Origin of the sequence: Marinobacter salarius (assembly GCF_032922745.1) — a bacterium.
In the GTDB taxonomy this organism is placed as follows: domain Bacteria; phylum Pseudomonadota; class Gammaproteobacteria; order Pseudomonadales; family Oleiphilaceae; genus Marinobacter.
This window is the reverse complement of the sequence record NZ_CP136693.1, coordinates 3857407-3880995: the sequence shown is the minus strand read 5'-3', so window position 1 is coordinate 3880995 and position 23589 is coordinate 3857407. Positions and strand designations below refer to the sequence as shown.

The window sequence follows — 23589 nt, the reverse complement described above, 5'->3', positions numbered from 1 at the left end:
GAATGCGCGGATGCCATCGACAGCTCAGCCCCGCATTTTACTATTGTCCGCCTACGACGCCGGCAGCCATCAACGCTGGCGTGAACAACTGGTGGCCAGCCAGCCCGATTTCGATTGGGAGGTGCTGGCGCTCCCGCCCCGCTTCTTCCGCTGGCGAATTCGCGGCAACGCGCTGACCTGGCTGCAGGAGCCGGCGCTAAAGGCCCACTATGATCTCTTGGTGGTGACCTCCATGGTGGATCTGGCGTCCCTGAAGGGGTTCCATCCTCATCTGGCGCGTACGCCTACGATTCTCTACATGCATGAGAACCAGTTTGCCTACCCGGATTCCGGCCGGCAGCATTCCAGTGCCGAGCCCAAAATCGTCAATCTCTACAGTGCCGTTGCCGCCGATAAAGTGCTGTTCAACAGCGCGTGGAACCGGGACAGCTTTCTGGATGGCGCCCGCCGCTTCCTGGAAATGATGCCGGACGGGCTCCCCGATGGCCTGCTGGATGGTATTGGCAGGAAATCCCAGGTCGTTCCTGTGCCGATCGAAGACCGCCTGTTTGTCGACAGGGAGACATCGATCAACGCTCGGTGCCCCCATCTCCTGTGGAACCATCGATGGGAATACGACAAGGCGCCAGATCGGCTGTCTCTGTTGCTGGATTCGCTTGCCGACGTCGGCCAGGACTTCCGGTTGAGTGTGGTAGGGGAGCAGTTTCGCAAGGAGCCCGAGGCATTCGGTGGTATACGAGAGCGACACCGGGAGCGCATAGTGAACTGGGGATACCTGCAGAGCAGGGCGGATTATGACCGTTTGCTGGGCGAAGCTGATGTGGCTATCTCCACCGCCCTTCATGATTTCCAGGGATTGTCGGTGTTGGAAGCTATGGCATCAGGCTGCGTAGCGTTGACGCCAGACCGGCTGGCCTACCCGGAATATGTACCAGCGGCGCAACGCTATGCCAGTCACGTGGATAATCCAGCGGCGGAGGCTGACGCCGCGGCCGGTCTGCTAAGCCGCTTAATACATCAACCACCGGAGACTTGTAGGCCCGGAGATTGGCGGCTCAGTGAACTGCAAATGAAATATTACAAAGTGATCAGTGCAACTCTGGGCCAGCAGACGGTATCCTGAGCCTGACCCAAAACACGGAGTAAGCGCAGATGATGAGAGCCATCAAAGTCAGTGGCGACACACTGAGCTGGGAAGCTTATGAAGCGCCTTCCGAGGTGCCCGAAAGTCATGTGGCTATTGATATTGCATGGACTGCAATCAACCGTGCGGACCTGATGCAGAAGGCCGGTGTGTATCCGCCGCCGCCCGGCGCGTCGGACATCCTGGGCCTCGAAGTCAGCGGTACCATCTCCAGGGTGGGGGAGGGCGTTCATCACCTCAAGCCCGGCGACGAAGTCTGCGCACTGCTTACGGGCGGTGGTTATGCCACCCATGTGGTGGTGCCAGCGGTTCAGGTGTTGCCCGTTCCGAAGGGCTACACCCTGAAAGAGGCCGCCGCCATTCCGGAGGTGTTCGCGACCGCCTGGCTGAATCTCTATCACGAAGCCGCACTCAAGCCCGGTGAAAAAGTACTGGTTCACGCCGCAGCCAGTGGCCTTGGCACGGCCGTCATTCAGTTGGCAACAGCTCTCGGAAACCCGGTGTTTGCCACCGCGGGTGACAACGATAAGCTCGAAGTCTGCAGGAAACTGGGTGCCACTGGTGTCTGGAATCGCAAGGATGGTTCGTTCGTCGATGCCATCAAATCCTGGGGCGGGGTGGACATGGTATTGGACCCCGTTGGCGGCAACTACATTGCTGAAGATCAGAAAGTGCTGAACATGGATGGCCGGATCATCCTGATAGGATTGATGGGCGGGCGTATGGCGGAAGTGGATCTTGGGTTGATGTTGATGAAACGCCATCGCCTGATCGGCTCAACGCTGCGTTCCCGGCCGGTGGCGGATAAGGGTGACGTTATGAGTGCCCTGTATAAGCATGTCTGGCCACTGCTCAGTGCCCGGCAGATTGATCCGGTGATCGACAGTGCCTGGCCTATCGAAAAGGCCGGGGAAGCCATGGCCTATGTGGCGGAGAACAGGAATACCGGGAAAGTGCTGTTGCAGGTTGTCGGTTAAACCTCCTTCCCTGGAGGTTTTCCGGATCAATCGGCGATGTGTACCAACTGCTTGCCGAAGTTTTTCCCTTTCAGCATACCCTTGAAGGCTTCCGGTGCGTTTTCCAGGCCTTCCGCGATGGTTTCACGGTACTTGAGTTCGCCAGAGGCCACCCGGTCGGTCAGAATGTTAGTGATTTCCTGGTGTTTGTCCTGCCATTCGGTCACCAGGAAAAAGCGGTGTTCCGGTACCGGGTCCAGCGCCTTGAGAACGTGGAAGGGTGTTTCCACTGAGCCCATGTCTTCGGCGTTGTAAGCGGACACGAAGCCGCAGATAGGTACCCGTGCGCCGGCATTCAGCAAAGGTGCAACGGCACGGGTCACAGCCCCGCCCACGTTTTCGAAGTAGATGTCGATGCCGTTGGGGCAGGCGGCCTTAAGATCGGCTTCGAGATTGCCGGCTTTATAATCCACGCAGGCATCAAAGCCCAACTCTTCCACCACATACCGACATTTCTCTGGACCTCCGGCCACACCGACGGTATGGCAACCTTCTTTCCTGGCGGTTTGCCCAACCACCGTGCCCACTGGGCCGGACGCGGCTGACACCACAACGGTCTCACCGGATGTCGGCTTGCCCACGTACATCAGGCCGCAATAGCCGGTACGCCCAGGCATACCAGCAACGCCAAGGTAGGCCTGTAGTGGCACGTTGTCCTTCGGATCAATCTTATAGACCATCTCTGCATTGCCGGGGAACACCACATACTCCTGCCAGCCTGAGTAACAGGTCACCAGGTCGCCCACCTTAAGGTCGTCTGACCGGGACTCGACAATCCGCGCGACACTCTCGCCAACAATGACTTCATCAAGGCCAATTGGGTCCATGTAACCCTTGGCGTCGTTCATGCGGGGGCGCATGTATGGGTCCAAGGACAGCCATAGTACTTTGGCCAGAACTTCGCCTTCGTTCAGTTCGCGAACTGGCCGTTCCTCAAGGGCCAGGTCGCCTTCCTGAATTTCGCCTTGGGGGCGTTGCTTGAGAATCACCGCTCGATTGGTATGGTCGCTCACAAATCATCTCCGGTTGCATAATGAAACCAGATTAGAGTGCAGGAGATTCGTTTTGAGGTCAACATCCCGGCTTTGAGAATGCGGGGTTACATTATCCAGGCTGATCGTTATAATCACCGAAGCTCAGGACGAGCTGTTTGTAGATTGAGTCAAATTCCAGACATCTTCAGGGATCGAAGACATGCCCCAGGCAACCGGACTGCAGTTCACGGCCACCCTTGGCCAACTCCCCAAAGACCTGTTCGTGGTCGCCCGTTTCGAATTGACCGAGCACCTTTCCAGGCTCTGCTACTGCAAGCTGGAACTGGCCAGTACCTCACCCGACATTGCCCCCGAAGACGTGCTGGAACAGCCTGTGGAACTGGTGATGTGGCAGGACGGTATACCGCTGCGGCGCTTTACCGGCGTGATCAACGAATTTGTCCGGGGCGACTCCGGCCACCGCCGCACCCGTTACGACGTCATCGTCCAGCCACCCTTGTGGCGCCTCGACCTGATGCACAACAGCCGCATCTTCCAGACCCAGGCCACCGACGCCATCGTGCGCACCCTGCTGGAAGAGCGGGGTCTTATCGACACCGTGTTTGATTTGAAACGCACTCCCGAAGAACGGGAATACTGCGTCCAGCACCGGGAAAGCGACCTGGCCTTTGTCGAACGGCTGGCCGCCGAAGAAGGCTGGCATTACCGCTATTACCACGGCGATGTGGACGGCAACGACCAACCCGGCCTGATCATCGCCGACCACCACGGCGACGCCCCCAGGCTCGAGCCGGTGGAATACAACGCCAGGGCCGGCGGCAGCACCCGCCAGAGTACCGTCTTCCAGTTCCGCTACCGGGAACGGGTCAGAGCCGCCTCCGTGGCCATGAAGGATTACACCTTCAAGAACCCCGCCTACGCCCTGATGCACGAACACCAGGCCGACAAACTGGACGGCCAGCGGGAAGACTACCAGCATTACGATTACCCCGGCCGCTTCAAACAGGACGCCAGCGGCCAGCCTTTTACCGAAAGCCGTCTCGATGCCCTCAGGAACGACGCCGCCATCGCCGATGGCCAGAGCAACCGCCCCGACTTCACCGTGGGCGCCAAAGTCGAGCTCACCGACCACGATAACCCACGCTTGAACCGGGAATGGCTGTTCACCAGCATCACCCACACCGGTGAACAACCCCAGGCCCTGGAAGAGGATGGCAACAACGGCGCCACCACCTACCACAACGCCTTCAACGCCATCCCCGCGGACCGCACCTGGCGGCCCCAGGTCGAACACCGCCCGTTGATGGACGGCCCCCAGGTTGCCATTGTCACCGGCCCCAAAGGCGAAGAGATCCACTGCGACGAACACGGACGCGTCAAAGTGCGATTCCCGTGGGATCGCTACAGTAAAAACGATGAACACAGCAGCGCCTGGCTCAGGGTCAGCCAGGGCTGGGCCGGTGGCCAGTATGGTTTCATGGCCTTACCGCGAATTGGCAACGAAGTCATCGTCAGCTTCCTGGACGGCGACCCGGACCAGCCGATCATTACCGGAAGAACCTACCACGCCACCAACACGCCGCCGTACGCGCTGCCGGAGCACAAGACCAGAACCACCCTCAAGACCCAGACCCACAAGGGTGAGGGCAGCAACGAACTGCGATTCGAGGACGAAGCGGACAAGGAACAGATCTACGTCCATGCCCAGAAAGACCTGGACCTGCTGACGGAAAACAATCGCACCGAGGTGGTTAAGAACGAAAGCCACCGAACGGTGGACAACAACGAGTTCAGCAATATCAAGGGCAGCGACCACTGCACTGTGGACGGTGAGAAGCGACAGACTGTCGGCGGTGACTGCAGTCAGAACATCGGTGGCACTTTCCACCAGAAATCCGCCCAGGGCACGCTAAGTGAAGCGGGCACCGAAGTGCACCACAAGGCGGGCGCCAAAGTGGTGCTGGACGCGGGTGCAGAACTCACCATCTCCGCCGGTGGCAGCCTGCTGAAACTGGACCCGAGCGGCGTGACGCTGGCGGGGCCCGGTATCAAGATCAACTCTGGTGGGTCACCGGGCAGTGGTTCCGGGCAGGGTGTGGTGATGGCAGAGATGCCCCAGAACCTGGAGGCGCTGGTCCATCAGGCCATTGAGCCAGCAGCACTGCCCGAAGTGCCCCTCACCGCACCACAGTTCAACAACCTGATGTCGGATGCACCTTTCTGTGAAGAGTGCGTGAAGTGTCGAGATGGGGTGTGTGATGTCTGAGTTGCAAGGTTTTTGCACACGTCTTGACGATGTTCGTCAGCAGGCTGGGCCCGAAAGCGCCATCTATCTTGTACTGAGTGGCACCAGTGCTTCGAAGCCCGTTCGTCATTTTTACGCCATGGATGGCTTGACCGCCCTTCCGCTGTTTCAGGGCACTCAATACGCGGGGTGGCACGAAGTCATGCCATTCCTGGCACAGGTAACGGAAACAAGCGCATTCCTGGGCTGGATCGACGAATCCGACAGTGCCGACTGGGGCTGGGGATTAGTGAGTAACGCCACGCTGGAGGAGGTGTTCAGCCACATCCGCAGCCTGACCAAGATTCTCCTGCCAGACCGGCAAGAGGTGTTCTTTCGCTATTGGGACGCACGGTATTTTGGCGCGATTCTGGAAAGCGTTGATGAGACCTGCCGCGCCCAATTGATGGGGCCGATAGCAACCGTGGTGTTGCCTGGAGGCGAGGTCATTGAGCACCCGGGTGCCCCGGATACCGCCAAACCTGTAGAAGAGTTTCCATGGTTTGTTCTGCCCGCCGAAGCTCTGAAGAAAATTGCAGCCCTGTGCTGGGGGCAGCTGGTGGACAATACGGTTTCGGCGCTTGGCAAGAAAAAGCAGACGCCCCTGGTTAGGTATCCTGAGCCCATCGCCCGCCAGAAAGTTGAACGTCATTTACGGCGGTTGACCAGCGGTGACGCCATCACCGAGCTGTCTCCGGAACACGTGCAAACCATACATGAAGCCCTGATGCGTGAGGCATTGCAGGGCGCACACTGATTGAGGATGAATCAATGATCGAGTCACGGACGGCTCTTCAGGCTTCAGAACAGACATCCGGCGCACTTCCGGATATCAATGCCATTACCCGGGAGCTTCGGGAATCCCTTTCCAATTCCTACGATGACTGGCGTGACGGCTGGTTCTCATCGATCTTCATGGGGCATGAACAGGTTCTGGAGGTCAATGGTGAGAACAACCGTGAGGACGTCAGTGAAAACGAGATTGTCTCGTCCACCGTTGCGCCTTGCGAGGAAACCCGAAAAATCAAGATTGCCCACTTCCATGAGAACGTGAGCAAGACCCCGATACCGTCCACGCGTTTCCAGATTCAGGAAAATACCGGATGGATATTCGATAGCTGGGACACGATTCACAGCGGCACCACGGATGAGAATGGCCTTGCGGAAGTGCCGGTCACTCCCGGAAAGGAATACCGGGTGGTGATGTCTCCCGATGTCTCCCAGGCGGAGATGGATGCGCTCTATCAAACCTACGAGAGCTTCGTAGACCGTTGCTGCGCTCTGCTGGAAAGCACCTGGAACAACGGCGCCCGCCAGGAATGGGACAGTTATCTGTCAATGAGCTCCACGGAACAGTCGCTGGCCGTTTACGGCCGTCTTCAGGAAGGCATCGCGGATGGCTTTACCGCCGTGTTGGATGATATCCGTCGTATCTACGAAGTAATCTGCGGTTTGTTGGATTACGACTTCAGCAACCTGCCGGACGATCTTCAGGAACAGATGGAGACGCTGAAAAAAGCCGACGATGCCTATCTCAAGGCGTGCCTTGTGGCTAACGATGAGATCTTCCTGTTCCTGGTGATGTACACCGTCCGCCAGTATTTCCGGCTTCTGTCACCCACTCAGGTAGCTGAAGTCTCGGGCGAACTGGTTGGGCAGATTCTGTTCGACGTGGTCGTTGGGTTGATCATCACCGGTGGTGCCGGCCTGGCAGCCAAGTATGGTGTCCGTATTGGCAGCAAAGCGGTTGCAGGTGCGATGAACGTGGCGGATGGCGCACGCACCAACAAAAATATTCTCGGGGAATTTCTTGGCCAGTTTGCCAGGGAGTTTCAGGATTTCATGGAGGATATCGGTACCAATCACCGCGCCATCCAGGTGGCCGGCGGTAGCCGCCTGAACCCGTCCAGCACCCAGCCCGGTCCGGACGTTCGAAACCGCAATGCGATGTATCAGCAGATTGCTGACGATGACGAGGTTGTGAACTTGCAGGCTGGAGGCCGTGATCATGCTGCCGCCAGTGAGGCCAGCAAGGCTCCGGTCCGGGATGATCCATCGCCCTCTGAAACCGATCAGGGCCGGGTCACGCAGGACAATGAATCCACGGAAAGCGTGGAAGACCCGATCAGCACGGTTACCGGTGAAGAGGTGCTTGAGCTGACGGATGCGCGCCTCAGCGGCCCGTTGCCCTTTGAATTCAAGCGGGTGTATCGCTCCGGCAGCAGTGATCGGCGCCTGGATATGGGTTACGGCTGGCGCCATAGCCTGAACCATAGCCTGAGCTTTGATGGCAACAGCATCACCTGGCATGACCACGAAGGTAAGAATACCCGTCTGCCTGAGCTCGATAGCACCCCCTTTGGCACCAACTCTCAGACCGGCATGGCCGCCTGGAAAGATGGCGAGCAGATTGTTGCCTGTGCCGGGGAGAAAGCACCACGCTACCACTTCCGCCGGGAGGGGGGGCGTGGTGTGCTGGTGCAGATTTCCGATCGATACGGCAACAAACTGCAGGTTGGCTATGACCTCCACGGCCAATTGGAGCGAGTGGTCAGTGATGCTGGAGACGCCCTCGCATTCGAATTTGACGGCCCTTATCTCAAAGCGGTCAACCGCCTGCGACGTAAGCTGACCGACACCGGTTACCAGTGGCAGGCGCTGAGGACCGAGCGCCGATACAGCTACGATGACGGTGATGACCTGATCGCGGCTGAAGATGCGATCGGTGGTATCGAACGCTACGGTTATGACAACCACATGCTGACCAGCCGTAAGCTTGCTGGCGGATACAGCTTCTATCTGGAATGGGACGAAGCCTCGCCCAAAGGGCGTTGCATTCACCAATGGGGCGACAGTGCCCAGGTTGATACCCGGTTTGAGTGGGACGACGATAACCACAGTTGCACCGTCAGCTACGTCGACGGGAGCAAGGAGATTTGGCGATACGACGGCGCAGCGCAACTGCAGGAAAAGGTCGACCCGGACGGTGCCAAACACGTCAGCGAGTACGATGAAAAAGGCCGCTTGCAGGCCACCGTTGACCCCATGGGCGCCCGCACCGAGTACCAATACGACAGCAACGGACGCCTGCAGGGTAAAACAGGCCCCGACGGCCAGACTGCTCTCTTCACCTATCGCAAAGGGCGGATCGCGGAAATCCACCGCAGCGGCCAGACATGGGCGTTCGATTATACCCGACACGGTGACCTCGCCCGCGAAACCGATCCAAAGGGACGAGTTACCCGCTACAGCTACAACCCCCAGGGCCAGCTAACACAGGTAAACCTGCCCGATGGCCGAACCCACAAATGGGGCTGGAACAACCACGGCCAACTGATCGAGGAAACCATCCCCACCGGTGCTTTCTACCAATACCGGTACGATGAATTTGGCCAGTTATTGGCCAAGAAAGACGCCCGGGGCGCCATTACCCGTTATCAGTATGATGGCCTCGGGCGGGTGACGGACGAAATTCTCTCTGGCAACCGGCGCCGACAGTACCACTACAACCACTACAACAAAGTAACGCGTTTTGTTGACGAGAAGGGCCGGGAAACCTGCTACGAATACGGCAACAACCTCCACCTGCTGACCCGACGCATTAACCCGGACGGCAGCGAATTGCGCTACCGGTATGATCACCACCGTTTCCTGCTCACCCACATCGAGAACGAACGGGGTGAAGAGTATCACATCGACTATTACCCGAACGGTCTGGTCAAACAGGAAACGGCTTTCGACGGTCACAGGACGGCTTACCAGTACGACCTGAACGGTCACCTGATCGAGAAAGCTGAGTACGGCACGTCCACAGACGTACTGCAGACCACGGCCTACGAGCGGGATGAGCTCGGTCAACTACTGAAAAAAGTGCTGCCAGACGGCCGTGAAATCCAGTACGGCTATAACGCCGACGGTAAGCTTACCGCTGTGGATGACGGGTGCTGGCCATTGGCCTTTGAGTACGATGAATTCGGCCTACTGAAAACGGAGCACCAGGGTTGGGCAACCCTTCGTTACCAATACGACGAGATGGACCGCTTGCGCGGCATGGTGCTCCCGGATGGTCAGTCGCTGACCTACCAGCATGATAAAGCTGGCCTTCTGTCTGGCATCGACCTCAACGGAAAACCACTAACCCGCCATCGCATGGCTTCCACAGGCGAGGAAATCGAACGCCAACAGGGCGACCTGTTGAGTGCCTATGTCTACGACGAAGAAGGCCGTCTGACCCAGCACCGGGTGCACCAGGGCCGCATCAAGGACATCGCTGCCCAGCGGGATTACCAGTACGATCCAAACGGCAACCTAAAAGCCATTCAGGACAGCCGCAAAGGCCTGCGGGAATACGTTTACGATCCCATGGACAGGCTGGTTGGCGTGCGAGGCGACCTCTACGAACAACTGATCCACGACCCAGCCGGCAACCTGCTGGAACAAAGCCAAAGCCCGGCCAGTGGAAACACCGCCACCGTACGCGGCAACCGGCTCACCATGCACGGTGACTGCCACTACGAATATGACGAATTCGGCAACCTGACTGAAGAACGCCGTGGTAAGGACCAGAGACTGGTCACCCGGTACACCTACGACTTCGAACATCGCCTGAGCAGCGTCACCAAACCGGATGGCAGCACCTGGCACTACGAATACGACGCCTTCGGCCGCCGCATCGCCAAAACCAACGGCCTGACACGAACCGAATTCCTCTGGCAGGGCGACCGCCTGATCGCCGAGGAAACCGGCGACCAGTACCGCACCTACATCTACGAGCCAGATACCTTCAAACCCCTGGCACTGGTAGACGGCTGCGGCCCCGAACAGGCCAGTATTTACTATTACCACCTGGACCACCTGGGCACCCCCCAGGAGATTACCAACGCCGAGGGTGACCTCGCCTGGTCGGTGACTTACCGCGCCTACGGCAACGTTGTTCGCGCCCTGGTCAACGAAATCGACAACCCGATCCGCTTCCAGGGCCAATACCACGACCCAGAAACCGGCCTGCACTACAACCGCCACCGGTACTACAACCCCAGCACCGGGCGCTTCCTGACCCCGGACCCGATTGGGCTTGCGGGCGGTTTGAATAACTACCAGTATGTGCCTAATCCGACGGGGTGGGTGGATCCGTTGGGATTGGTGTCACTGGCTAAAGAGGAACCAAACGGAAATCAGTGGGAGAGTATCCCGAAGTTACCCCAGGGTGAGCCCGGCTCCTTTCTGTACAGAGGGGTGCACGCAGACCATCCAGATTTACCAAATGGGTTAAATGGAAGAGTCAGACCAGGAAACAGCGCGGGAACCGTTAGTCCTGATGCCCACAACCTCGGTGGAGAATCGGCTAATAGTCCTTATACCTCTTGGACGCGGTCACCTGATATTGCTCGAAAATTTGCAGAGGGAAATGGACAAGGTGGAGTTGTTCTCAGAGTGCCGGTAGGCGCTCCCAATGGAAGTGATAGCTGGGCGTGGGAGTGGTCTCCTGACGAATGGGGCGAACAGGAAATTCTTCTACGCGGACCTAGAGATGGTATTGAGGTGTTTAGACCATGATCAAGAAAGATTTAGAGAATGTTATTCGTACGAGGGCGAACAGCACAGATGTCGCGCAGTTGCGTGAAATCGTCATGTCACCTGATTTTAGATTTGTGAATTCAGCTTCTGTCAGTGTCGAGCCGAAGCAGGAGGCTGAGCAGATGAAAATACACTACGATTCAGTTCTGAATGCGGGATTTGAGAATTGGGGATTCGAATCAACAATTGAGAAACTTAGTATTTCCGAAAGTGAAAACATTCAGTTTATTGGTTTCAAAGGAGCTGGCTATTCAGCCAAGCTTTATTTTGAGGGCATACCGGAAAAGGTGATTGGTGTAATCGTAACTCGGCGTCCTTCAGTTTCACCCGCAATAGACCAATCTGGAAAGGCATTGTAGTCGACCTCACTCCACACACTGAACCTCATCCTCCACCACCAGATACCTAGCCGGTAAATCTGGCAGTGAGGTCGCAATCAAGTCCTCCAGCCTGCCAGACGCCCGAAGCTCGCTGAGCCCTTCGTTGAATTTCTCCAGGTACCGCCCACTCTCAGGCACCCGCTTGGACAGAATCAGGTACAAGTAATCCGACTGCAGCGGCGTGGTGTGGAAGGTGATTTTGTCGCTGAGCCCAAGCTCTTTCAGCATGCCCATGCCCACGGCGGGCTCCATGGGGAACAGGTCTATACGGCCGGCTGCAAGTTTGCGAAAGTTGGATTCGTCGGAGGTGGTGGTGTCCGCGCTGATGGTGCCGGCGGCGACGGCTTCCTCGAATTCCTCGCCGTAGTTGTAATCCTGGGTCAGGCCGATCCGGTAGCTTTCCAGATCTTTCACTGTGTCCCAGTCGAAATCCATATCTTTGCGATGAAACAGGGCGTAGTTATGGGCGACGATGGGGTCGCTGAAGTGAAAGAACTTGAGTAATTTCCCGCGACAGGTCCAGGCGACTGAGCCATCCCGCAAACCTTTTTGAGCCAGTAGGCGGGCGCGGGACCAAGGGAAAAAGCCATAGGTTACGGAAATGTCCTCTTTGGCGAAGGCCAGGGTAACGATCTGGGAAATGACCCCGAAGTGAGGTGGGGTATTTTCCATGTAGGGAGGCCAGTGGCCATTGGTGAGCCGGACGGTGGAATCCGACTCTTCAGCGTGAAGCTGGGGAGCGAGGATGTGGACCATGGCTACGCATAGAAGCGTGGCCACGAGTCGATGTAATCCTCGAGCCAAGCGGAGCGATCCTTGCAGACACATCATTCCATCCACTACCGGTTGTGCTCGCCAGACAAAACGTCCGGCTGAGGTCATATCCCGAAGTCAGAGAATCAAAAACCTGATAATACTCAAAAGGTAGCAGTCACTCCCAGGTTTACAACTTACTCACGAGCCGTTGTCTTCAGCGGCCGCCTCCCCTGAGTGCTTTTACGTTCTCTTCCAACATTTCCGCATTGGCCTCCTGCGCGGTAACTGGCTCACCGGCAATGAGTTCAATCCGCGACCAGAAGCGCTTGGGCAAATGTTTCAACGCAGGCCCGCCGCAGTGGCTGAAGAAGCTGCCCCACAGGCCTCGCAGTGCCATGGGAACCACCGGTACCGGGCGTCGCTCCAGGATAATATCCACGCCGCCGCGGAAGGTGGCTACTTCACCGTCGGAGGTCAGGCGGCCCTCGGGAAAGATGCAGATGACATGGCCGGCGTCCAGTTCTTCGTCAATGCGATCGAAGGCGGCGTCGTAGATCTCTGGCACCCGATTGCGGGAGCCAATGGGAATGGTTTTGGCAAGCCTGAAAATCGCGCCAAGTACCGGCGTTTTAAAGATCTGGTAGTCCATCACGAATCGAACCGGCCGCCTGATCGCACCGGCAATCACGAGGGCATCCATGTAGGTGACGTGATTGCAGACCAGCAGTGCCGGTCCTTCTTCGGGAATGCGATTCAGGCCTTCGTGGTGTACCCGGTAAATAGTGTGGGAAAGCACCCAGACAATAAACCGAAGGGCGAATTCGGGCACCTGCTGGTACACAAAGCCCGCCACAATCAGGTTCATGATGGCCAGTACCAGGAAGAATTCGGGGATGCTGAGGCCGATCACGCCCAGCATCATCACGCCCATGATGGCGCTGACCACCATAAACAGGGCGTTGAACACGTTCAGTGCCGCAATAACACGGGCGCGCCGTTCCTCCGGGGTTTCCCGTTGCACAAACGCGTAAAGGGGCACGATAAACAGGCCACCAAAAAAGCCGATCCCCAGCAGATCGACAGCCACCTGCCGGTGCTGGCTGTCGCTGATCATCATCCACCAGTCGGTTGGCACCGGGTTGGCGGGCATGTTGAAGTAGAGGTCGAGCCCGAACAGGCTGATGCCCAGTGAGCCAATGGGCACAATGCCCAGTTCTATCCGATGGCCGGAAAGCCGTTCGCAGGCGACAGAGCCTAACGCAATGCCGATGGTGAAGATGGCCAGCAGAAGGGTGACCACGGTTTCATCACCCATAAGGTCGGTCTGGGCAAAGCTGGGGAACTGGGTGAGGTAGGCGGCGCCGAGGAACCAGAACCAGGAAATGGCCATGATGCACAGCAACACCGAGTGGTTGTCTGCGGCCAGGCGCATCAGATGCCAGGTTTCTCGCAGTGGGTTCAAGCGTATGGTCATGTCGGGGTTGGTGGTGCCGGTCACCGGGACTTGCCGCGCTGCCAGGTAGCCGATGACGGCCAGGGCTAGGACCCCGATTGCTGCGAGTTTCTCCGGTTGGTCGCTGCCCATAAGCAGGCCTGCGGCGAGTGTGCCCACAAGAATAGCCACGAAGGTGCCCATTTCCACCAGCGCGTTTCCGCCCACCAGCTCATCGTCCCGAAGCACCTGTGGCAGGATGGCGTACTTCACAGGGCCGAAGAAGGTGGATTGCACGCCCATCAGGAACAGCAACAGCAGAAGCGATTCGTACCAGCCGACCCAGAGCCCGGCGGCGGCCAGCGCCATAATGGCGATCTCCGCGAGTTTTACCCAGCGAATCACACGGGACTTTTCATACTTGTCCGCCAGTTGGCCAGCGATGCCGGAAAACAGGAAAAAAGGCAGGATAAACAGCAACGCCGCGATGTTGACCACCACATCAATGGGCAGGCCCAGCAGGCCACCAGCCGTGTAAGTAATCAGCAACAGCAGAATGTTGCGGAACAGGTTGTCGTTAAAGGCGCCTGAGAACTGGGTCAGGAAGAACGGCAGGAAGCGTCGCTCTGAAAGCAGCCGGAACTGGCTGTGGTCGTCCATGATAGTGGTCCATCCTCTCATTGTTGATGGGCATTATTCTGCCACAAACCGGTTGCTGGAGTAGGGTTCTGGTTGCATGAGCTTCACGCTTCGTACGGGGGTTTCAAAGATTTTCAGTATTTTACGTTTGTGGTGAGCAGGCTTGTGCTTTTCGGGGTAACCTGAAGATACCCGTTTTGGAAGTTACTGTTTATGAATCAGGCCAGATCCATGTCTGCCAGGGAATCAATCAGGGAGCGTCGTCCGCAATTCTGGCAGGTGGCCAAGCGTTGTTGTCAGATTGCAGCCACGGTTGATGTGGCATTTTTCTTTCTGTTCCACATGCTCGGCTCGCCTATCCTGGCGTGGGTGAATATTGTAAGTGTCACCATGTATGTCGTGGCATACAGGGCGTTGGGCAGGAAGCAGAATGGCCTGGCCATTGGCCTGATCTGGGCGGAAGTGATTATCCACGCCGGGCTGGGCATTGTGCTTATCGGCTGGGACAGCGGCTTTCACTATTACTTGCTGATGTTTATACCGGCGCTGTTCGTTAGCATGGCGTTGCGGTCAGCGGTGATCTGCCTGCTGGCGTTGTGGAGCTATTACATCGCCCTGTACCTGATGATGTGGTTCATCGAACCGCTGCAGCCCGTTGCCCCTGGAGCCCTGCTTGCCGTTTATCTGTTTAACCTGAGTGTGGTGTTTGCCATGTTCAGCTACCTGTCGTTCTTCTACCTCACCATGGTGACCACGGCAAACCGGAAACTGCGGCGGATGGCGACAACCGATTCGTTGACGGGCCTCTTCAACCGGCGACACATGACCTACCTTGCTGAAAAGGAGCTGGCGCGTTTCCGGAGGACGGGGCGACCCGTTGCGTTCCTGGTACTTGATATCGACCACTTCAAGGCCATCAATGACCGGCATGGACACGAGATTGGTGATCGGGTGTTGATTGAAGTCGCCAACATAATCGAGGCTCAACTACGCATTCAGGACTTGATCTCCCGCTGGGGCGGTGAGGAATTTCTCGCGGTGCTTCCAGACACCGACCTGAATAGCGCTCAAGCCAGTGCGGAGCGCGTGCGAAAAGCGCTTCTGGCCCATGACTGGCTGGCGACAACCGATGAGCCCATTGATCTGAGCATCAGTGCTGGCGTCAGTGAGTTTCGCCGGGGCGACAATCTGAATTCGGCCATCAGTCGTGCGGATCGCGCACTCTATCGCAGCAAGGAGGGTGGCAGGAATCGCGTGGAGCTGGAAGCAGGTTAGCCCATCAAGGCATCAACCGCGACGGGGGAGCCCCGGCCATTCACTGGGGACCACAAACACGCGTGACGTTTCCCGCCAATCCCCGTCCTCAGATCGCTCAAGGGTCGCAAACAGGCGGGGAATGCCGGCAGAGCGGACCTCCTCCAGCGCGTCCTCCGTTTGGTTTTGGTCAGGCGCCTCTTTCTGACGCCAGAGGCCAAGCCAGTGTGGCTTGATCAGCGGGACCCAGTGTTTCGTGTCAGTGGTTTTCTCGTTTCCCGTCGTTTCTTTTGCGTCCAGGTTGTCTATATAGAGCCAATGGCCGCGCAGATGTCCTGGCGGTATGTTGTCGGGTGAGGGCAAGGCGTTTGTCAGAGGGTAGAAAAGATACCCGGGCATGAATATCCGGGGCCGCGCGGGCGTATCAATACCCAGGGATGTCAGCAGGTTGCGGGCCTCTGGTTTTTCTGTCAGCTGGCTTTGGTGGTCTGTCAGCCGCCTGGTTTTGATGTCCAGCCGGTCCCGGGCATTGGGCCCGTACCAGAGTGGTTTGTCCTGGCCGGTTTCCAGATGGCCCAGGTAAAACTTCACGGCAATTTCGTGGTGTTCGACGGCGTTATCCGCAGGATTTCGGACCACAAAATCCAGCTCACCCAGGGTGATGCCATTATTTCTGACCGGTTGGTTCTTGAGTAGTATTTCCCAACCAAGCAGGTCTCTCATCAGGCACTCGTAAAGACGTTCGAAATAGTGTCCCAAGCGTCGTGCCGGCTCTTCCGTCAGTACCTCCGGGCCAAGCTGAGGCGCACGGTCCCATGCCTTCAGGCGCTCCTCTGTGTCATCCGGCAGAATATTTTCCGGATTAAAACCCATTGGGGAGCTGATAAGCTGGGGGGCACGACACATCCAAGCCAGGTGTCGCACGGCAGGCACGTGGTACTGGTGAGGGGCGAGGCGTTCGGGACCTTGGTTCATGAGGGCAGGATAACCCAAACGGTTGCTGGTATCAGTCCTCATTGGTTGTTATCGAATAGATCCTTCAGGAGGCGCAATATGCAGTATCTTCACACAATGATCCGGGTCAGCAATCTGGAACAGACCCTGCACTTTTTCTGCGAGTTACTCGGCATGGTGGAAATCAACCGAAAAAGCAGCGAAAAGGGGCGCTTCACACTGGTTTTTCTTGCGGCTGCGGAGGATGAGGCACGGGCCAGGGAGGACCGGGCTCCGATGATAGAGCTCACCTATAACTGGGACCCGGAAGAATACAGCGGTGGTCGCAATTTCGGACATCTGGCGTATCGGGTGGACGATCTCTATGCATTGTGTAGCCACCTGCGGGCCAACGGCGTCACCATCAATCGTCCACCGCGCGACGGCCATATGGCGTTTATCAGGTCGCCGGACGGCATTTCCATTGAGCTGCTCCAGAAAGGGGAGTCACTGCCACCGAAGGAACCCTGGGCCAGCATGGAAAACATTGGCACCTGGTAAGAGGGCGTGAAGGTTTGCAAGATTGGAACCGGTTTAATCGCCATCGGCAGGACAGGTTGGCGGTTTTTGAGGTAAAATTCGTGAAAATTCAAGACAAGGACGACCCATGCTTGCAGTGATTCTTTCTGGTGGTTCCGGCACCCGTCTCTGGCCGTTGTCCCGTGAAGCCTATCCCAAGCAGTTTCTACCGGTGGTGTCTGACGATTCCCTGCTGGCGGAAACCATCGATCGTGGCCTGGCACTGGATGACAAAGCCCGGGTATTGGCCATCACCAATGAAGAGCACCGGTTTGTGGTAGCGGCCCATTTGCAGGCCCAGGCACCCGAGCGTACCGCCGGGATCATTCTCGAGCCGGTCGGTCGCAATACTGCTCCGGCCATTGCACTCGCGGCCCTCGCGGCTGCGGAAGAAAACCCGGAAGAGTTGCTGCTGGTGATGCCTTCGGATCACGTATTGAAGAACCAGGATGTGTTCCGCCAGGCGGTCAGTCAGGGCGCTGAAGCCGCCCGTTCCGGCAAGTTGGTTACCTTTGGTATTGTGCCCAGCTCGCCTCACACTGGCTACGGCTACATCAAGGCTGGTGCGGCCCACGAAGGGTACAACGATGTGGCGGCCTTTGTGGAAAAACCAAACGAAGACACCGCCCGCCAGTATCTGAAAGAGGGTGATTATTTCTGGAACAGCGGCATGTTTCTGTTTCGTGCTGATCGTTACCTGAAAGAACTGGAAAGCCAACAGCCCGAGATGATGAAAGCCTGCCTGGCTGCCTGGAAGGAACGCAACGCCGACATGGATTTCACCCGTGTGGGTGCCGAGAACTTCAGGGCTTGCCCGGACGATTCCATCGACTATGCAGTGATGGAAAAGACCCACGATGCGGTGGTGGTGCCCCTGGATGCCGGTTGGTCGGATGTGGGCTCCTGGTCCGCGCTTTGGGATATCCAGCCCCACGATGAGAACAACAACGTGTGCCGGGGAGATGTGATCACCGAAGACGTTTCTGGCTCCTACATTCACTCAGAGGGCCGTCTGATTGCAGCGCTGGGCATAACGGATCATGTCATCGTTGAAACGGATGACGTGGTATTGGTGGCCGATCGTGATCGGGTTCAGGATGTGAAAAAGTTGGTTGCCCAGGTCAAGGCCCAGGGCCGCCACGAGCATCGGTTCCATAAGAAAGTTCATCGCCCCTGGGGCACCTATGAAGGTATTGCCATGGGGGAACGTTTCCAGGTCAAGCACATTACGGTGAAACCCGGGGCGTCGCTGTCGTTGCAGAAACATCATCATCGTGCCGAGCACTGGGTGGTGGTCAAGGGAACCGCAACGGTCAATCGCGGTGACGATGTGTTGTTGCTGACCGAAGACCAGTCCACCTACATTCCGTTGGGTGTGACCCATCGGCTGACCAACCCTGGCGTTATTCCCCTGGAACTGATTGAAGTGCAGACGGGTAGCTACCTGGGTGAAGACGACATTGTGCGTTTCGAGGACACCTACAACCGGGTCTGATTGATCTACATGAAACGGCATCAGGATGATGCCCGATAACACAAGGAGAAGTGAATGGAAGACTGGCAAGGATGCCTGAGCCCCCTCTGTCAAACCGCACTGCAACGGGCACGTGACAGCGTTGCCCAGCGAGGTGGTTATGCTATCACCGTTGAGGATTTCCTGTTGGCGCTGCTGGATGGTGAACCTGCCATCTGCGGATTCCTGCGCAGCCGCGGTGTTGATCTTGACGAACTGACCCGCACCATCCAATGTGAGCAGCCCATCGTGACCGAAGTGGGCGGGGAGGGCCAGTTGTCCTCACAGCTCATGTACTGGTTTTCTTCTGCCCGCGAACTGAGCAATGCCCCCTGGCTGGACTGGCCCATCCTGTTGTCGGTGCTGACTCGTAACGCCGAACGCCTGCAGGAGAAAGCCTACGTTGCGGTGTTGGAACTGGTCGACCGGTGGCCCGCTGCGGACGAACAGCAGCAAGTCGCCGAAACCTCCGACAAAGGCGATACGCCCGTTGTGATTACCGACCTGGACTGGCTGGAGCTGGCGGAAGATGTATCGATTACCCTGGTCTCGGTTCCAAGAGCACTGGTGTGGGTGAAAGGGGCAAGGGGTACCGGTAAAACCAGTTGGCTACAGGCACTATTGCCGTTCCTGTATTGTGGTTTTATAAGGTTGGACCTTCGCAATGAGGCGGAAATCATGGCCAGCGAGAATCCCGCCATTCCGTCCAAAGGCATCGACTGCAAGGATTATCCCGCGCTGGTTCTGGATAACGTTTCTCCGGTGGACCTGGCTGCAATGATGGCGCCCGAGCTCAGCGTGGCCCGCAGTCTGGTTACCGGATATCCGGGCCCCGTGGTCATGCTGGGGCCAGACTCACCGGAAGCAGAGGCTGCCGTTGGGCAATTGGAGCGTTGCCTGGGGCGGGATTTTGATATCTTTGACATGCCCGGCACGAGTACCGGCCAGAAGGTTGCCATCCTGACGGCTCATCAACCAGCGATTGAAAAGCGCTGGAACATAGAGTTGTCCCAGGCGCTTATCCGCTATGCCGCCTCAAGCCGGAGTCGGCTGGTCGGGTCTCCTGGCGGTATGATCCAGTGGGTGGAGCGCGCAGCCGCCCGATTGAACCTGTTTGCCGAACGAGGCCCTATTGAGGGTATGGCGCTCGCTGGCAGGACCGATACGCTGCGGCGACAGTCACTGGTGGCAATGGCCAGGCAACAACCGACAGAGGCACTGGAGCGATCCCTTGAAAGCCTGGCCGTTGAGCGTGCGGCGGCGGAGGTGGCGTGGCATGAGCGAAAAGCAGAGGGTACGCTCAGGACCCTGAAAATCGATGACCTTCGCCATGAACTCGAACGCTGGGTTGCAGCCCGCCCCGGGCCGGTTCACTATGTGGTCCATTGTGATCAACCGGCAGGAGAAACAGAAGGTGCGGGATCTCGAAATCTACATTCGTGACCTGGAGTCGTCAGCGGTATCGAGCTGGCTTGCCAGTCATCTGGACGACATTGAGCTTAGGGATGACGCGCTGGGTGACAGGGCGGTGAAAGGATCAGCTCATTATCGGGCGCATAGAGTCCGCGTTAATCTGTACCCCGGTGCAGGTGGCAAGCGATACACCTCTGTGATCCTGGAGGGTGAGGATCTGCCCTGGGCGTCCGACCTCGATTGCGCCCGGAGTGCCTGGCGCGCCATGGATACCGAGATTCGCTGCAGCCCCGGTGACTGGAAAGAAGGGGAGCCCGTGGAGGATGAGAAATGGTGGCGGCTGGATCAGCGCGGAGAGCAACTGGCGGTCTGGAACTGAGTTCTTCACAGCAATAAAAAAGGGGGCAGCCGGTTGGCTGCCCCCTTTTTTGTGATGCACGTTCTCGTGGATCAGTCGCTCAGAATGGACACGTTGTCCGCCTGAAGGCCCTTGTCCGCTTCGACAACGCTGAACCGGACCAGTTGGCCCTGGCGCAATACCCGGCGGCCACGGCCACGAATGGCGCGGAAGTGTACAAAGACTTCATCGCCGCTATCGCGAACGATAAACCCGAAGCCTTTCTTGACGTTGAACCACTTGACGGTGCCTTCCTCATTGCCTTCAGGGGTACTGTCGTCGTAGTCATCGTCATCCTCGTAATCCGGTTGGGATTGCTGCTTGCGCGGGGCAGGCTGGCGAGGTGCCGTGCTGGCGCGAGGCGCTTGCTGCTTCACGGCTGAGGGTTTCTTGGCCGCCAGAGCGACGGTTACGAAGCCTGCCAGGCCGAAAAGGACAACCGCAATAATATAGGCTGCGATGCCCTGGGCGCTGCCCAATACAAACGTGGTACTGGTTGCTTCCTCGCTAGTGCCGGCCTGAGACAGAATCTGGAAGAGTTCCGGGGTGAAAGTCACCAACAGAAAGCCGAGGATAAAAGGTGACGGAATCGCGACCAGGAGAGCAAGGACGATCGCTTTTGCTGGGTTTTGCATGGACTGAAGTTTCTCCATTCATCTAACGCTAACGATAAAGAGCCGGATATCGGGTAAAATCGGGTCTCCGGCGGTGAAAACCGCTGGGGGCCTGCAAGACATAAACGGGTCTTTCAGGTTCCCCGGCGGGCAAAAGCGGGATGATACCAGATAACGGGGAGCGCTGACCAAGCGGCGTGTCCGCCGACACCAAATTGATCACACAATACCTTGATGGGAATCCTTCCCGGAGAACCAAAAACTTTATGAGCGACAAAGATCTGCAGGCCCGGCTGGACGAACTGGAAACGCGTCTGGCATTCCAGGACGACATCATTCATACCCTGAGCGAGCAGGTGGCACGTCAGGAGCTGGATATCCGGGAACTCTGGGAGGCGAAGAAGCAGCTGAACACTCAGCTCAAGGAAGTATCGTCATCGAACATCAGAAAGGAGGAGGACGAAACGCCTCCTCCTCACTACTGATCAGGCCAGCAGTTCCACAAGAACCTGTTCGTAAATTTCCGACAGGGTGTCCAGGTCTGCGGCTTTTACACACTCATCGACTTTGTGGATGGTGGCATTGATCGGGCCAAGTTCCAGAACCTGGGCGCCGGTCGGGGCGATAAAGCGTCCATCCGACGTACCACCAGAGGTAGACAGCTCGGTTTCCCGGCCGGTGACGGAACGGATGGCACTTTTTGCCGCCGAAACCAGTGATCCGCTATCGGTCAGGAATGGCCGGCCGCTCAGATGCCATTGCAGGTCATACTTCAACTCATGACGGTCGAGAATGGCAACCACTCGTTCTTCCAGGCTTTCCGCTGTGTTTTCCGTGCAGTAGCGAAAATTGAAGTGAACCAGGCACTCTCCGGGAATGATGTTGCTCCCGGTACCAGCTTCGATCTTGGTGATCTGGAAAGTGGTTGGCGGGAAGAAATCATTGCCATTGTCCCAGAATTCCTTCGCGAGGGCGTCCAGTGCCGGGGCAGCGGTATGCACCGGGTTTTCCGCCAGGTGCGGGTAGGCCACGTGCCCCTGAGTGCCCTGTACTGTGAGATAGCCATGGAGTGAGCCCCGACGGCCGTTCTTGATGACATCGCCCACCTCACGGGTGCTGGACGGTTCACCAATCAGGCACCAGTCGATTTTCTCATTCCGGGCTTCCAGGGTTTCCACCACTTTCACGGTGCCGTCCTGGGCCGGACCTTCCTCGTCACTGGTGATCAACAAGGCAATGGAGCCCCGATGATCGGGATGATCCGTCACAAACCGCTCGCAGGCTGTGACGAAGGCCGCCAGACTGCCTTTCATGTCGGCGGCGCCCCGGCCATGAAGAAAACCATCATCTATCACCGCCTCGAACGGCGGATGACGCCAGTTTTTCTCCGGACCGGTAGGCACCACATCCGTATGGCCTGCAAACGTCAGCAGTGGGCCTTCCGAACCCTTGCGGGCCCACAGGTTGTCGGTTTCGCCAAAGCGCAGGGCCTCGCCCTTAAAGCCCAGGGCGGAGAGCCGTGACATCATCAGTTCCTGGCAGCCGGCGTCGTCCGGGGTAACGGACGGCCGGCGGATCAGGTCAACGGCGAGCCTGAGGGTTGGGGAAAGCTCGGCGGAATTAGTTGTTTGCATGCAGTTCTTCGTTCAGCTCGATGGCGGACTTGTTGGTCTTGCATTCAACCGCGCCAGTCTGGCTGTTACGGCGGAACAGAAGGTCCGGCTTGTTGGCCAAATCCCGTGCCTTGATGACTTCAACCAGTTCGTTGTTGTCGTCCAGCAGGGCTACCTTGGTGCCGGCGGTAATGTACAGGCCCGCTTCGACTTTGCAGCGGTCACCCAGGGGAATGCCGAGGCCGGCATTGGCGCCAATCAGGCAGTTCTCACCAACGGAAATGATGATGTTGCCGCCGCCGGAAAGGGTGCCCATGGTGGAGCAGCCGCCGCCGAGGTCCGAGCCCTGGCCGATCATCACACCGGCGGAGATACGGCCTTCAATCATGCTGGTGCCTTCGGTGCCGGCATTGAAGTTGATAAAGCCTTCATGCATCACGGTGGTGCCTTCACCCACATAGGCGCCCAGGCGAACACGGGCGGTGTCGGCGATGCGCACGCCTTTTGGTACCACGTAATCCGTCATCTGCGGGAACTTGTCGACGGACTTCACTTCCAGGGTGCGGCCTTCGAGGCGCGCCTTGAGCTGGCGCTCTGGCAGCTCGTTAAGGTCGATGGCGCCTTCGCTGGTCCAGGCCAGGTTTGGCAGCAGGCCGAAAATGCCGTCCAGCTTCAGCTCATGGGGTCTGGCCTGGCGGCTGGAGATCAGGTGCAGTTTGAGATAAACCTCCGGTGTGCTGGAGGCGGTGTCGTCGGTGTCAAGCAGAGTCACGACAACCGGGCGACGGCTCTCGGCAGCTTTGCCCGCCAGGGCGGACTGTTCCATCTGACCCAACTGGCGTAATCCGTCCGAGAGCGCCTTGAGTTGATCGGGTGTCACCGATACCGCCTGATTGCCTCCCTGGTAATCCAGAACGTTTTGAGCCACTTCGATGAGGCCGTTATCGGGGGTGATGACCGGCTGCTGGTAAAACACTTCCAGCCACTCGCCCTGATTGTTCTGGGTGCCGATACCAATTCCGAATGCAAAACTCATTGATGTGCTCCTGG

19 protein-coding genes are annotated in these 23589 nt (G+C 57.7%); 12 read left to right on the top strand and 7 right to left on the bottom strand.

Features of this window, described 5'->3' with window-relative positions; genetic code table 11:
* Nucleotides 1-10: 10 nt before the first annotated feature.
* A complete protein-coding gene (locus tag R1T46_RS18100; protein WP_317306450.1) occupies nucleotides 11-1123 on the top strand; it encodes a DUF3524 domain-containing protein in 1113 nt (370 codons plus the stop codon).
* Nucleotides 1124-1155: 32 nt separating this feature from the next.
* Nucleotides 1156-2121: an NAD(P)H-quinone oxidoreductase gene (locus R1T46_RS18095; RefSeq protein ID WP_407070137.1), complete on the top strand. Its 966-nt coding sequence runs from the start codon at nucleotides 1156-1158 to the stop codon at nucleotides 2119-2121.
* Nucleotides 2122-2147: 26 nt separating this feature from the next.
* Here R1T46_RS18095 and R1T46_RS18090 read toward each other — a convergent pair whose 3' ends face one another.
* Complete coding sequence (locus R1T46_RS18090) at nucleotides 2148-3173, bottom strand: NADP-dependent oxidoreductase (RefSeq protein WP_317306448.1); 1026 nt, start codon at nucleotides 3171-3173, stop codon at nucleotides 2148-2150.
* 181 nt (nucleotides 3174-3354) lie between these two features.
* Between R1T46_RS18090 and R1T46_RS18085 the strand changes: the two genes are divergently transcribed.
* The 4 genes from R1T46_RS18085 to R1T46_RS18070 are packed head-to-tail and all read left to right on the top strand — an operon-like array spanning nucleotide 3355 to nucleotide 11375.
* The gene (locus R1T46_RS18085; protein WP_317306447.1) at nucleotides 3355-5421 is read left to right on the top strand and encodes a type VI secretion system tip protein VgrG; all 2067 of its coding nucleotides are present in this window, start codon (nucleotides 3355-3357) and stop codon (nucleotides 5419-5421) included.
* Nucleotides 5414-6196 (top strand): DUF4123 domain-containing protein, encoded by a 783-nt coding sequence (locus tag R1T46_RS18080; RefSeq protein ID WP_317306446.1) that lies wholly within the window; start codon nucleotides 5414-5416, stop codon nucleotides 6194-6196. The genes R1T46_RS18085 and R1T46_RS18080 overlap by 8 nt, the downstream gene beginning before the upstream one ends.
* A 14-nt stretch (nucleotides 6197-6210) precedes the next feature.
* Entirely contained in the window at nucleotides 6211-10995 is a 4785-nt protein-coding gene (locus R1T46_RS18075) for an RHS repeat-associated core domain-containing protein (RefSeq protein WP_317306445.1), read from the top strand.
* Nucleotides 10992-11375, top strand: a complete 384-nt coding sequence (locus R1T46_RS18070; RefSeq protein WP_317306443.1) for a hypothetical protein — start codon at nucleotides 10992-10994, stop codon at nucleotides 11373-11375. Before R1T46_RS18075 ends, R1T46_RS18070 begins: the two co-directional genes overlap by 4 nt.
* 6 nt (nucleotides 11376-11381) lie before the next feature.
* Here R1T46_RS18070 and R1T46_RS18065 read toward each other — a convergent pair whose 3' ends face one another.
* Nucleotides 11382-12176, bottom strand: coding sequence for a transporter substrate-binding domain-containing protein (locus tag R1T46_RS18065; protein WP_317306441.1), 795 nt, complete (start codon nucleotides 12174-12176; stop codon nucleotides 11382-11384).
* Between the two features lie 190 nt (nucleotides 12177-12366).
* Nucleotides 12367-14244, bottom strand: a complete 1878-nt coding sequence (locus R1T46_RS18060) for an MFS transporter (RefSeq protein WP_317306440.1) — start codon at nucleotides 14242-14244, stop codon at nucleotides 12367-12369.
* A gap of 192 nt (nucleotides 14245-14436) precedes the next feature.
* Between R1T46_RS18060 and R1T46_RS18055 the strand changes: the two genes are divergently transcribed.
* Nucleotides 14437-15498 carry a GGDEF domain-containing protein gene (locus R1T46_RS18055; protein WP_317306439.1) on the top strand — a complete coding sequence of 354 codons (1062 nt, stop codon included), beginning with the start codon at nucleotides 14437-14439 and terminating at the stop codon, nucleotides 15496-15498.
* Nucleotides 15499-15510: 12 nt separating this feature from the next.
* On the opposite strand, the gene R1T46_RS18050 is transcribed toward R1T46_RS18055, so the two are convergent.
* Nucleotides 15511-16452 carry a DUF1853 family protein gene (locus R1T46_RS18050; protein ID WP_317306438.1) on the bottom strand — a complete coding sequence of 314 codons (942 nt, stop codon included), beginning with the start codon at nucleotides 16450-16452 and terminating at the stop codon, nucleotides 15511-15513.
* 78 nt (nucleotides 16453-16530) lie between these two features.
* On the opposite strand from R1T46_RS18050, the gene R1T46_RS18045 reads away from it, so the two are divergent.
* From R1T46_RS18045 to R1T46_RS18030, 4 genes are all read left to right on the top strand, one after another.
* Nucleotides 16531-16971 (top strand): VOC family protein, encoded by a 441-nt coding sequence (locus tag R1T46_RS18045; RefSeq protein WP_317306437.1) that lies wholly within the window; start codon nucleotides 16531-16533, stop codon nucleotides 16969-16971.
* 106 nt (nucleotides 16972-17077) lie between these two features.
* The gene (locus R1T46_RS18040) at nucleotides 17078-18484 is read left to right on the top strand and encodes a mannose-1-phosphate guanylyltransferase/mannose-6-phosphate isomerase (RefSeq protein ID WP_317306436.1); all 1407 of its coding nucleotides are present in this window, start codon (nucleotides 17078-17080) and stop codon (nucleotides 18482-18484) included.
* Nucleotides 18485-18538: 54 nt separating this feature from the next.
* A complete protein-coding gene (locus tag R1T46_RS18035; protein ID WP_317306435.1) occupies nucleotides 18539-19945 on the top strand; it encodes a hypothetical protein in 1407 nt (468 codons plus the stop codon).
* Entirely contained in the window at nucleotides 19917-20294 is a 378-nt protein-coding gene (locus R1T46_RS18030) for a hypothetical protein (protein ID WP_317306434.1), read from the top strand. Before R1T46_RS18035 ends, R1T46_RS18030 begins: the two co-directional genes overlap by 29 nt.
* Before the next feature lie 71 nt (nucleotides 20295-20365).
* Here the strand turns inward: R1T46_RS18030 and R1T46_RS18025 are convergent, their stop codons facing one another.
* The gene (locus R1T46_RS18025; protein ID WP_036206100.1) at nucleotides 20366-20947 is read right to left on the bottom strand and encodes a cold shock domain-containing protein; all 582 of its coding nucleotides are present in this window, start codon (nucleotides 20945-20947) and stop codon (nucleotides 20366-20368) included.
* Nucleotides 20948-21192: 245 nt separating this feature from the next.
* Between R1T46_RS18025 and R1T46_RS18020 the strand changes: the two genes are divergently transcribed.
* Complete coding sequence (locus tag R1T46_RS18020; protein WP_007151799.1) at nucleotides 21193-21411, top strand: SlyX family protein; 219 nt, start codon at nucleotides 21193-21195, stop codon at nucleotides 21409-21411.
* On the opposite strand, the gene dapE is transcribed toward R1T46_RS18020, so the two are convergent.
* The gene (dapE, locus tag R1T46_RS18015; protein ID WP_041335130.1) at nucleotides 21412-22560 is read right to left on the bottom strand and encodes a succinyl-diaminopimelate desuccinylase; all 1149 of its coding nucleotides are present in this window, start codon (nucleotides 22558-22560) and stop codon (nucleotides 21412-21414) included. It lies immediately after the preceding gene.
* The gene (gene dapD / locus R1T46_RS18010; protein WP_041335133.1) at nucleotides 22547-23575 is read right to left on the bottom strand and encodes a 2,3,4,5-tetrahydropyridine-2,6-dicarboxylate N-succinyltransferase; all 1029 of its coding nucleotides are present in this window, start codon (nucleotides 23573-23575) and stop codon (nucleotides 22547-22549) included. Before dapD ends, dapE begins: the two co-directional genes overlap by 14 nt.
* Between the last annotated feature and the right edge of the window lie 14 nt (nucleotides 23576-23589).

Bases quoted from the DNA above. Each gene is read 5' to 3' on its own strand.
- R1T46_RS18100 (WP_317306450.1), top strand. From the start codon at position 11: ATGCCATCGACAGCTCAGCCCCGCATTTTACTATTGTCCGCCTACGAC.
- R1T46_RS18095 (WP_407070137.1), top strand. From the start codon at position 1,156: ATGAGAGCCATCAAAGTCAGTGGCGACACACTGAGCTGGGAAGCTTAT.
- R1T46_RS18085 (WP_317306447.1), top strand. From the start codon at position 3,355: ATGCCCCAGGCAACCGGACTGCAGTTCACGGCCACCCTTGGCCAACTC.
- R1T46_RS18080 (WP_317306446.1), top strand. From the start codon at position 5,414: ATGTCTGAGTTGCAAGGTTTTTGCACACGTCTTGACGATGTTCGTCAG.
- R1T46_RS18075 (WP_317306445.1), top strand. From the start codon at position 6,211: ATGATCGAGTCACGGACGGCTCTTCAGGCTTCAGAACAGACATCCGGC.
- R1T46_RS18070 (WP_317306443.1), top strand. From the start codon at position 10,992: ATGATCAAGAAAGATTTAGAGAATGTTATTCGTACGAGGGCGAACAGC.
- R1T46_RS18060 (WP_317306440.1), bottom strand. From the start codon at position 14,244: ATGGACGACCACAGCCAGTTCCGGCTGCTTTCAGAGCGACGCTTCCTG.
- R1T46_RS18055 (WP_317306439.1), top strand. From the start codon at position 14,437: ATGAATCAGGCCAGATCCATGTCTGCCAGGGAATCAATCAGGGAGCGT.
- R1T46_RS18050 (WP_317306438.1), bottom strand. From the start codon at position 16,452: ATGAACCAAGGTCCCGAACGCCTCGCCCCTCACCAGTACCACGTGCCT.
- R1T46_RS18045 (WP_317306437.1), top strand. From the start codon at position 16,531: ATGCAGTATCTTCACACAATGATCCGGGTCAGCAATCTGGAACAGACC.
- R1T46_RS18040 (WP_317306436.1), top strand. From the start codon at position 17,078: ATGCTTGCAGTGATTCTTTCTGGTGGTTCCGGCACCCGTCTCTGGCCG.
- R1T46_RS18035 (WP_317306435.1), top strand. From the start codon at position 18,539: ATGGAAGACTGGCAAGGATGCCTGAGCCCCCTCTGTCAAACCGCACTG.
- R1T46_RS18025 (WP_036206100.1), bottom strand. From the start codon at position 20,947: ATGCAAAACCCAGCAAAAGCGATCGTCCTTGCTCTCCTGGTCGCGATT.
- R1T46_RS18020 (WP_007151799.1), top strand. From the start codon at position 21,193: ATGAGCGACAAAGATCTGCAGGCCCGGCTGGACGAACTGGAAACGCGT.
- dapE (WP_041335130.1), bottom strand. From the start codon at position 22,560: ATGCAAACAACTAATTCCGCCGAGCTTTCCCCAACCCTCAGGCTCGCC.
- dapD (WP_041335133.1), bottom strand. From the start codon at position 23,575: ATGAGTTTTGCATTCGGAATTGGTATCGGCACCCAGAACAATCAGGGC.